9 protein-coding genes are annotated in these 9219 nt (G+C 59.7%); 4 read left to right on the top strand and 5 right to left on the bottom strand.

The window, feature by feature from the left end:
* Nucleotides 1–104 precede the first annotated feature (104 nt).
* Nucleotides 105–902, top strand: coding sequence for a hypothetical protein (locus SB772_RS31730; RefSeq protein WP_410837098.1), 798 nt, complete (start codon nucleotides 105–107; stop codon nucleotides 900–902).
* Between the two features lie 1206 nt (nucleotides 903–2108).
* On the opposite strand, the gene SB772_RS31725 is transcribed toward SB772_RS31730, so the two are convergent.
* Nucleotides 2109–2666, bottom strand: a complete 558-nt coding sequence (locus tag SB772_RS31725; protein ID WP_410837097.1) for a Uma2 family endonuclease — start codon at nucleotides 2664–2666, stop codon at nucleotides 2109–2111.
* Between the two features lie 597 nt (nucleotides 2667–3263).
* Between SB772_RS31725 and SB772_RS31720 the strand changes: the two genes are divergently transcribed.
* The gene (locus SB772_RS31720; RefSeq protein ID WP_410837096.1) at nucleotides 3264–3473 is read left to right on the top strand and encodes a hypothetical protein; all 210 of its coding nucleotides are present in this window, start codon (nucleotides 3264–3266) and stop codon (nucleotides 3471–3473) included.
* 301 nt (nucleotides 3474–3774) lie between these two features.
* Nucleotides 3775–4083, top strand: a complete 309-nt coding sequence (locus tag SB772_RS31715) for an acylphosphatase (protein ID WP_410837095.1) — start codon at nucleotides 3775–3777, stop codon at nucleotides 4081–4083.
* 107 nt (nucleotides 4084–4190) lie between these two features.
* Here SB772_RS31715 and SB772_RS31710 read toward each other — a convergent pair whose 3' ends face one another.
* The 3 genes from SB772_RS31710 to SB772_RS31700 are packed head-to-tail and all read right to left on the bottom strand — an operon-like array spanning nucleotide 4191 to nucleotide 7059.
* Nucleotides 4191–5468, bottom strand: coding sequence for a DUF3734 domain-containing protein (locus SB772_RS31710; protein WP_410837094.1), 1278 nt, complete (start codon nucleotides 5466–5468; stop codon nucleotides 4191–4193).
* A 10-nt stretch (nucleotides 5469–5478) separates the two neighbouring features.
* Nucleotides 5479–6261, bottom strand: coding sequence for a 3-hydroxybutyrate dehydrogenase (locus SB772_RS31705; protein WP_410837093.1), 783 nt, complete (start codon nucleotides 6259–6261; stop codon nucleotides 5479–5481).
* A gap of 18 nt (nucleotides 6262–6279) precedes the next feature.
* The gene (locus SB772_RS31700) at nucleotides 6280–7059 is read right to left on the bottom strand and encodes an acetoacetate decarboxylase (protein ID WP_410837092.1); all 780 of its coding nucleotides are present in this window, start codon (nucleotides 7057–7059) and stop codon (nucleotides 6280–6282) included.
* Between the two features lie 490 nt (nucleotides 7060–7549).
* Between SB772_RS31700 and SB772_RS31695 the strand changes: the two genes are divergently transcribed.
* Entirely contained in the window at nucleotides 7550–8425 is an 876-nt protein-coding gene (locus tag SB772_RS31695; protein ID WP_410837103.1) for an SDR family oxidoreductase, read from the top strand.
* Nucleotides 8426–8588: 163 nt separating this feature from the next.
* On the opposite strand, the gene SB772_RS31690 is transcribed toward SB772_RS31695, so the two are convergent.
* Complete coding sequence (locus SB772_RS31690) at nucleotides 8589–9125, bottom strand: single-stranded DNA-binding protein (RefSeq protein ID WP_410837091.1); 537 nt, start codon at nucleotides 9123–9125, stop codon at nucleotides 8589–8591.
* Nucleotides 9126–9219 lie beyond the last annotated feature (94 nt).

Below are 9219 nucleotides of genomic sequence, written 5' to 3'. Positions count from 1 at the left end.
CGCCAACTCGCTCCGCTCCCAACCACTGATGCTATGCCATCCTGAAAAGACCGAATGTGGAGGGTTCATGGAAAGGGCGGCTGAAAACAAGGCGGCCGATTACCTTGACCCGCTCCCGCCTCCGCCGTTCCCGCCTGCGCCCGAACCGCCCCCGCCGTGACCGCCTGCGCCCGAACCGCCTGCGCCTGAACCGCCCGCGCCTGAACCGCCCGCGCCGTGACCGCCTGCGCCTGCACCCGAACCGCCTGCGCCCGAACCGCCTGCGCCTGCACCCGAACCGCCCGCGCCCGAACCGCCTGCGCCTGCGCCCGAACCGCCTGCGCCTGCGCCCGAACCGCCCGCGCCCGAACCGCCTGCGCCGTGACCGCCTGCGCCTGCGCCTGCACCCGAACCGCCTGCGCCTGAACCGCCTGCGCCCGAACCGCCTGCGCCTGCGCCTGAACCGCCTGCGCCCGAACCGCCTGCGCCTGCACCCGAACCGCCCGCGCCCGAACCGCCTGCGCCTGCGCCTGCACCCGAACCGCCTGCGCCTGAACCGCCTGCGCCCGAACCGCCTGCGCCTGCACCCGAACCGCCTGCGCCTGAACCGCCTGCGCCCGGACCGCCTGCGCCTGCACCCGAACCGCCCGCGCCCGAACCGCCTGCGCCTGAACCGCCCGCGCCTGCGCCTGAACCGCCCGTGCCCGAACCGCCTCCGCCGTGACCGCCTGCAGGCTGTCCTTCAGCCAGCTGCAGTGAAGCAGAATTCGGAGAAGGTGCACCGCGGTGATCGAGCGAAGCGAAAGACACAGGTGGGGCGAGCTCAGCACTGCCAACTGCAGCTCCCCGGGCAGGAGGTGACGATGATCTCGCGACATGACCCGACGAAGACGCTTGTTGCGTTGGCGATGTGGGTCGGGTGATCCCGGGCGCATGCCGCGCGATTGCTCTCACGTGCGGCGCCGAATGGCGGCGATTCTGTGTGGCGGCATAGCTTGCTTGACCGGGCCCTCGTGTAACCGACTGCGGCGCAACAGAATCCGGAGTAGGTCCAGCGTGATCGGACGGAGCAGAAGACACAGGCGGGGCGAGCTCAGCACTGGCAACCGCGGTTCCGCGAGCGGGAGGCGACGATGGTAGTGCGACATGACCGGACCAAGACGTGAGTCGCGCTGGCGACGTCGGTCCGATGATCCCGAGCGCCTGATCATAGTCGAACCGATCGCCATACGCGACGATACCCATGACCCCGACAGCCAATGCGCTTGCCGACGCAACCCAAAGCGCAAGGCGTCTGCCCCGCGCAGGCAGTGCGGCCTTGATGTGTGCATCGGGGCTACCTGCACCCGAATGCGCAAGCTCGGCCTGTCTGAACATTTCAACACGCTTCGGATCGTTTCGTCTGATCCTTCCATTCACTACTTTCATGTGCCGTCCCCTTGCGGAGTGCTCATCGAAATGAGCCGCGGGATCCCGAACCAGGTGTGTGAAGCCGCCGGAACCACCTGGCAAGTGACGCACCGGCCGGCGCGCGGTTTCGTTTGACCGTTCTGCGTGTTCGCCCCTGGTTTCGCCACGGCAATGCGAGCGGTGTACCAGGTTTTCTATCGTGAGCCTTTGAGCGATGAAAACGCTCGTGACAGACACTGTCAGAACCGATGGATAAATAGCATTCGCTGTGCCTGTTAGGCCGAACCCAATTGAATTGTGGAATCGTGCACATAGCATGGGCATACACGATCCGACAGGATCTGCGCCAAGCGAGGCGGGGGGTCGAACTGGTAAAAGATGGAAGAGAATGATCTATTGGTGAACCTGCCCAAAAACTTGACGCGTAAATAATGCAAATCCGGGGATGGCTTGCGACTAACACGGCGATAGCGAATAACTTCCTTCTAATATCGGCTAAGCATCGGCTCAGCCGGAACAATAGCAGTGGACATGGCGCCGTTATCCTCCAGCCTGAACGGTATGCGGCAAGCGGCACTATCACTCGACACGTGGAGTTCGTTGAGGCATCCGGCGTCGTTGGCACTATCCGCTTGATTTCCCTCGCACGGTGGGTGCCTTTAGCACTGGGATTGAATTAAGGTCGAAGCTGGTTGGGCTGCTCTGGGCTTCAGCGTCCCTCAGAAACGAACGGAACGGTCCGCGGCCACGCCGCCAATCTCGAAGTACATGTGGTCAAGCTGAAGTGTTATCCCGAAAATCGAAGCTTGCCGCTGGCCCTTTCGACCCCAGAACTCAGTCTCTCCACGCTGGCCGATGACAATGACTTCGGCAGCCCCTCCTTCCAGGTAGGCCTGGACCCTCCGGTCGATGTCACGGGTTCTGTCACTATCGAGGAGCACCTCGATACAGAGGTCGGGCACGAATGGCACCGGGTCGTCACGATCGAAACCTTCCCACTTGTCGCACGGCATCCATACGACGTCCGGGACCCTGATGCCAAATGACCGGGTAAAAACGGCCACCGACATTGCAGCGAGATGACCCATGTATTCGGTCAGGTGACAGTAGACATCTGTGAGCACTATCTGGCGCCTGGCAGACGGGGAAGGATTCAGAACAGCCTCGCCAAGTTCGTCCAACTCATAGCGGTAATGCTCGACAAATTCTGTATTCGGCGTGAGGCGACGCCAGGCTGCGAGCAGTTCGTAGCGGTCCAGAAGAGCAGGCGTGGCCATAGTCATCTCGTGAGAAAGTCAGCTAAGCGTAAACCCTCCCTGAGCGACTTGACAATTGTTTTGTTTTTGTGCATTGCACAAATTTAACTACGGTAATCGCCACATCCGGCACACGTTTTTTTCGCATTGACCGTATCGTCCGGCACGCTTTATCCCTATAGCGCGGGCAATCAAGGTCTAATGCTCAAGTGGTTTCGCAGATTTGTTGTGCAGCGCAGTGGCAGGTGACGGATATCGCAATTCACTCCTCTCGTTCTGATGCTTTACGATGTCAAACAAGACATTGGCCGCCAGGGTGCATCACGAGCACCATGCGCTCGCTCGCAGAACGGTTGTTAAGCCCGAAACATACGGACCTTGGTGACGCCAGCCTTGGTAAGCCGTAACGCTTTTTGGCGTGCAAGCCGCGAGCCTTCGCTGCGAGCGCCGGCGCTATCTGTACCTGCCCGGGGTGTTATGCGTCCCTTCCGGGTAAAGACATCAACAAGCTTCTTCGGGTGGCCAACGGGTCACTCCGGTGACACGGGATGCATAAGGAAAGCCGTGAACCAGTTCCGTACGGCATGAGCTGTATCGGCTGAAGACAGGAAGTCCAACATGAAACTTGACGACGCCACTTTCCGGCAACTGCGCCGTCTCGCTCCAGTCCTCGACGACTTGCTGAACGCAAGAGAGGTAGAGCATGCGGACCAGGCTGTACATCTTGCTGCACTGGCGCGACTCTGCTCGCACCTGTTCGACGCGTATCAGCGTCAGTATCCTGATGAGACGGCGCAGGCGCGCCTCGACGCTATCGAGTCGCAATAGCGCAAGCCGTCCTGGTTGCATGGCCCGCTTGTATATCGATACCGGAATCAGCAGACGTGCTGATTTTGCCCTTGAGCGCCAGGCAGCCTGCGCGGCACGATAAACGAAAGTGGTTAGCAGAGAAAGCGGACCGACGCCGTAACATGCGCGTCGAGCGCGGGCATCCAGCATCGCCGACCCACCCGAGCGCGCCGCTTTTAGCGCACGCGCTCTGAACCGCTGGCGCCGACAAAGACCTGCGCTAAACTCTCCGAACAATCGGCGACAGCCAGGTACGTCAACGCTCTTCGGAACCGCGCATATGGCAACTGGCGACAATGATGGGATGCTTGAAACCCGGCTGGTGCGCGTACGTGGCGACGTGCAGGGAATCGGCTATCGGGACGCCTGCGTACGCCGCGCCCACGCGCTGGCCGTCACCGGCTGGGTTCGTAATCGCATCGACGGTTCGGTCGAGGCGATACTTCAGGGCTCACCGGAGCAATTGACGGCCATGTGCGCCTGGCTAAGCGAAGGCATGTCCGCTGCGCTGGTCGACGAGCTTCAAGTAACCGAGGTGGAGCCACCGTTTCCTCGCTTTGACATCTTCGAGCGCTTGCCCACCCTGTAAGGAGGACAAGCGATTCGCCGCGCTATGTTTCATCTTGGCGTAAGCGTCGCGCGAACAAGGCAAACACCAGTCGAGATAGGTGTACCCGTAACGCTCATTTGTCGACTCTAGTGGGCGTCTGATGGCGCGTTCGCCATCGCGTCAACTAACTCCGACGATTTCGGCGCGGGCTCGGATGTATCGGAAACTGGAGCCGGACCAGCCTCATGGCGATGGACATCGTGTGTAACGAAGCCAAGGTCATGGCTTGGAACCTCGAACCAGTCGGGGTTACCGAACGAGCGGCGGATGTCCTCAAGGCCGCTCGCCCAATGTTCGCCCATGGTGTCGTTGCTGAACTCGTAGTCCTTGTAATGACCTTCAAAAAACTTGTTCTTGTAGATAAGGTGCACGACATTGACCGCACCGCCGTCTGCGACTTTCTGTGCCGCCCGGACTAGCGGGTGTGTCCGCCGCACTTTCTCCGGAATGTGTTCAAGCAGTTCCTTAATCAGGCGAGCATGCTTCTGGCTCTGCGACACGAAGGCCGTGATGGCGCGGGTCCGGCTTGAGTATTGAATATCCTTGGCCCGCTCGGCGACATCAAGGAAATCGCCAGGCAGCGTTCCTCCTGCGCTCCACAGATCAACCTGGAAGACCAGCGTATCCTTGTGCTGGCATTCCCTAACGATTTCCGTAAGCGGCGTATTTGAGACCAGACCTCCATCCCAGTAATATTCTCCGTCGATTTCTACCGCTGGAAAACCTGGCGGCAACGCGCCAGACGCCATAAAGTGCTCCGGCTCAAGGCGAGTCTGCGTGTTGTCGAAGTACACCAGATTACCCGTGCGAACATTGACCGCACCGACAGAGACGCGAACGTCACCGTCGTTAATACGGTCGAAATTGGCGTACTTGACGAGCGTCGCACGCAACGCCGTCGTATCGTAATAGCTCACCTCGTGCGGCCGCTTCTTTGCCACGCCGGCGATGGGTACGGAAAAGCGCGGTGCGAAAAAGCCCTTTTGACCTTCAGTCAAAGCGCGAGCTGCAGCCCACATGCTCGACCACTTGCGCCCAACGTTTGGAAACCCAAACGCTGCCGGGACCAAAGCGCCAACGTGCCCCAGCAAGTCCGTTGGCTGACAGATGGTGTTCCAGAAGCCACGCAATGCCTCTACGCGGTCCTCTGGTGCATTGCCGGCGATGATGGCTGTATTCAAGGCGCCAATCGAAATGCCTGAAATCCAGGTGGGTTCAACACCCACTTCTGCAAGCCCCTCATAGACGCCAGCCTGATAGGAACCTAACGCGCCACCACCCTGGAGGACCAAACCGATTTCGTCGTAGGAAGGCAGCTCAAGATGATTCGGTTGCTTTAATGTATTGCGTTGACTGCGGCGCATCGTCGGCCCCTCATTGCATGAACCAACCGTGGCTGACCACAATCGACTGTCCGGTCAGCGCTGCCGATTCAAACCCTGCCAGGAACGCGACCGTTCTGGCAACGTCGGCTACGGTAGTAAATTCGCCGTCGACGGTTTCCCTCAGCATCACGTCCTTAACGACCTGAGCTTCCGAGATACCGAGCGCTTTCGCCTGTTCCGGAATCTGCTTGTCGACCAATGGAGTACGGACAAAGCCCGGACATACAACATTCGCTCGCACGCCGCGCGAACCGCCTTCCTTCGCGACCACGCGCGCAAGACCCAGCAGACCGTGCTTGGCGGTGACGTAAGCCGACTTCAGCTTCGACGCTTCGTGTGAATGAACCGAGCCCATGTAGATGATGGCGCCTCCCTTTCCGGACGCGTACATATGCCTGATAGCAGCCTTCGTGGTCAGAAATGCGCCATCCAGGTGAATGGCAAGCATCTTCTTCCAGTCGGAATATGCGTAGTCTTCAATCGGGTTGACTATCTGAATGCCCGCGTTCGACACCAACACATCGATACCGCCAAGCTTGCCGACGGCTTCGTCGATACCTGCGTTGACCGCTTCTTCGCTTGTGACGTCCATCGAAACAGCAAGTGCTTTCCCACCTGCAGCGACGATACTGTCCGCGACCTGCTGCGCGTTTGCCAGATTCAGGTCAGCAATGACGACGGCCGCACCGTCCGAAGCCAGTTTGCGTGCGCATTGTTCACCGATACCGCTTGCGGCGCCCGTCACGAGCGCGACTTTTCCTTGCAACGACATAAGTTGCTCCTTGCTGAATTATTGGTTCACGGCAAGCTTCAGTGCTTCCGCCGGGGCGAGGTAGTCGTAAGCGACTTCGCCCACATCGAGCGTGAGATTTGCAACGACGTGTCTGGCGGCCACGACCCTTTTGACCGGCAGGTCAGCGACCGGCGCCAACGCATGTGCGTGCAGTTCAAGCGCAGCGGGGCCTTTCCATGCACCGAGCACGGAAACGTCGCGCAAGTAGAACCGTACGAGTTCACAAATCCGCGGTGAGCCATCGACGTGGGGGATGACCTTCAACAGGTAATTGGGTGTGTCCGCGAGTTTCTTGCGTTCAGATTCGATATCGAGCGGGCGGTACTTGTAGCCCATCGTGCCAGCAGCGACCCGTTGCGTCCCATAGTCGAGTGTGCCGAGCAACGTGTCCTTTCCGTCAACGGATAAACGGGGTGAAGCGAGCTTTTTCGGGAAACCCCAAATCTCCCGGCCGCCGGCAATTGGACCTTCGTCATCGAGATACATCGCGTGCGTATAGCTGGCCTTCCGGCCGGCTTCATCCAGGACCGAAATGACTTGACCACTCTCGGTGTAGTCGCCAAATCCGGATGAATCAGGCATCCGGATGAACTCGTAGTGGACCAGACCATTGTCGACCGTCAGAGGCTCCGGCACGACCGCGCGAACCGCGTCGATGTCGGTCTCGTACGAAATGATGAAGTATTCGCGGTTGAGGAATCGAAATGGTGGACGCGGATAGGCCGGGTTGTGCACAGGCATTGCGAAGGCGTTCTTGCGGATTTCATCGAGTGTCACAACAATTTTTCCGTTGGATAGCGAAGGCATTATCGTAGCGGCAAGTCGCAGTGGCCTTCAGTGAGGCGAACATGGCGGGCGATGATTGCGCGACCGACGTGCGGGACGTCAGGCGTCCATCCGGATTGGGTTTGAGCCGCGTTTACGCTTGCCTCGATGCCGCATTGTCCAACTTCGCAAAACACTATTGCAGGACGGATTTTGGTGTTGAAGGGAACCCACGCTTAAGATTGAGAGTCACACGCCGGTTCGCCCAGTGGCTATGCGACTCCCGTTGTCGCTGGCTCAAGTTTTTATCGTGTCTCGCAGCCGCCCTGAATGTGCTGCGTTTGCACCGCATCGACAGCAGCGTGTCGCTCGCCATGCTTATCGTCCAATTCGCCGCAACGATTGGCTATCTTCTGGTCATTTCATTGATACCGTCTGCGCTGGTGCCAGCGCCGCGATGCCTACAGAAGCGTATGCTGCTGTAAATCATCAGGAGACGACCATGAGCCTTGCTGGCAAGACACTATTCATGTCCGGTGGCAGTCGCGGCATCGGACTCGCGATTGCACTCAGAGCCGCACGCGACGGCGCGAATGTAGTGATTGCCGCCAAGACCGCCGACCCAGACCCGCGTCTCGAGGGTACGATTCATACGGCGGCTGCCGCTGTTGTAGCTGCTGGCGGCAAGGCGCTCCCGCTTGTTGTGGATATTCGCGACGAAGAACGCGTGAAAGCCGCAGTTGCCGAGACCGTTGGGTTGTTCGGTGGCATCGATATCCTCGTGAACAATGCCAGCGCCATTCGACTGACTGGCACGCTAGACACCCCCGTCAAACGATACGACCTGATGCATGGGGTCAATGGCAGAGGCACGTTCGTGTGCGCGCAAGCGTGCCTGCCTCACCTCCTCAATTCGTCGAACCCGCACATCCTCACACTATCACCACCACTGGTCAGGGACGCGAAGTGGTTTAAGGATTTTCCGGCATACACCATCGCAAAATACACGATGAGCCTATTCACACTGGCTCTTGCCGGAGAGTTCAAAGACCGAGGTGTCGCAGTCAATTCGCTATGGCCCCGAACAGCTATCGCGACCGCTGCTGTGCGAAATGAGATTGGCGGTAAGGACATGATTGCGGCGTGTCGCAAGCCTGAGATAGTCGCCGACGCGGCCCACTATATCCTGACGCGCCCAGCCAGGGAGTGTTCGGGAAACTTCTTCCTCGACGACGAAGTCCTGCTGGCAGCCGGTGTGCGCGACTTCGCACAGTACGACGTGCAGGCTGGGGCTGCATTGCAAGCAGATTTCTTTGTGGAGGCGTTGCCGGGCATGTTACCGGCGGACAATATGACGCAGCGTTCAAAGGCTCCGTGAGACTTGCTTCAGGCAGCGCCCTGGTCGGAATTCTTCCGCTCAACAAAGCTGCCTCGCCGAATACGTCTGGGCGTGACCACACAATGGAGTGTTGGTAGTGTAAAAAGCCCGCCTCCTCTGGGAGTGCGGGCTCTGAGTCAACAAAAAAACAACGTAATCAGATTCAAAACGGAATATCGTCATCCATCTCATCAAACCCACCACCGGCCGGCGCGCTCGGACGGCTCGAACCGCCGCCACCGCCGCTGCCGCCACGCGAGGCGCCACCGCCCGACGCCGCACGGCCACCACCGCCGCCGCCGCTACGCTCCGACGGCTCGCCCCGGCTGTAACCGCCTTCATCACCGCCGCCGCCCATCGAGCCGCCGCGGCCGCCCAGCATTTGCATCTGCTCGGCGACGATTTCCGTCGAGTAACGGTCGGTGCCGTCCTGCGCCTGCCACTTACGGGTGCGGATGCGCCCTTCCAGATACACCGACGAGCCCTTCTTCAGATATTCGGACACGATTTCAGCAAGGCGGCCGAAAAACGACACGCGGTGCCATTCGGTAGCTTCCTTGAATTCGCCGGACGCCTTGTCCTTGTACCGATCCGTCGTCGCAAGGCGGATGTTCGCCACTGCGTCGCCGCTCGGAAGATAACGGACTTCCGGATCGGCTCCGAGGTTGCCGACGAGAATGACCTTGTTCACGGATGCCATGAGTTTCTCCTGTTGATTCCATTGCGGGCGGCGCGGCAACGCACGGTTCGCGTCTCATGGCCGGCAGGCCCGAGACCAGAACTGCGCCTCAGCC

It is taken from the genome of Paraburkholderia sp. SIMBA_030 (genome assembly GCF_046535245.1).
In the GTDB taxonomy this organism is placed as follows: Bacteria; Pseudomonadota; Gammaproteobacteria; order Burkholderiales; family Burkholderiaceae; genus Paraburkholderia.
Note: the sequence above shows the minus strand (reverse complement) of the source record. Positions and strands in the feature narration are given on the sequence as shown.

Excerpts from the sequence above, each read along its gene's own strand:
- SB772_RS31690 (WP_410837091.1), bottom strand. The coding sequence starts at position 9,125 with ATGGCATCCGTGAACAAGGTCATTCTCGTCGGCAACCTCGGAGCCGAT.
- SB772_RS31695 (WP_410837103.1), top strand. The coding sequence starts at position 7,550 with ATGAGCCTTGCTGGCAAGACACTATTCATGTCCGGTGGCAGTCGCGGC.
- SB772_RS31710 (WP_410837094.1), bottom strand. The coding sequence starts at position 5,468 with ATGCGCCGCAGTCAACGCAATACATTAAAGCAACCGAATCATCTTGAG.
- SB772_RS31720 (WP_410837096.1), top strand. The coding sequence starts at position 3,264 with ATGAAACTTGACGACGCCACTTTCCGGCAACTGCGCCGTCTCGCTCCA.
- SB772_RS31725 (WP_410837097.1), bottom strand. The coding sequence starts at position 2,666 with ATGGCCACGCCTGCTCTTCTGGACCGCTACGAACTGCTCGCAGCCTGG.
- SB772_RS31705 (WP_410837093.1), bottom strand. The coding sequence starts at position 6,261 with ATGTCGTTGCAAGGAAAAGTCGCGCTCGTGACGGGCGCCGCAAGCGGT.
- SB772_RS31715 (WP_410837095.1), top strand. The coding sequence starts at position 3,775 with ATGGCAACTGGCGACAATGATGGGATGCTTGAAACCCGGCTGGTGCGC.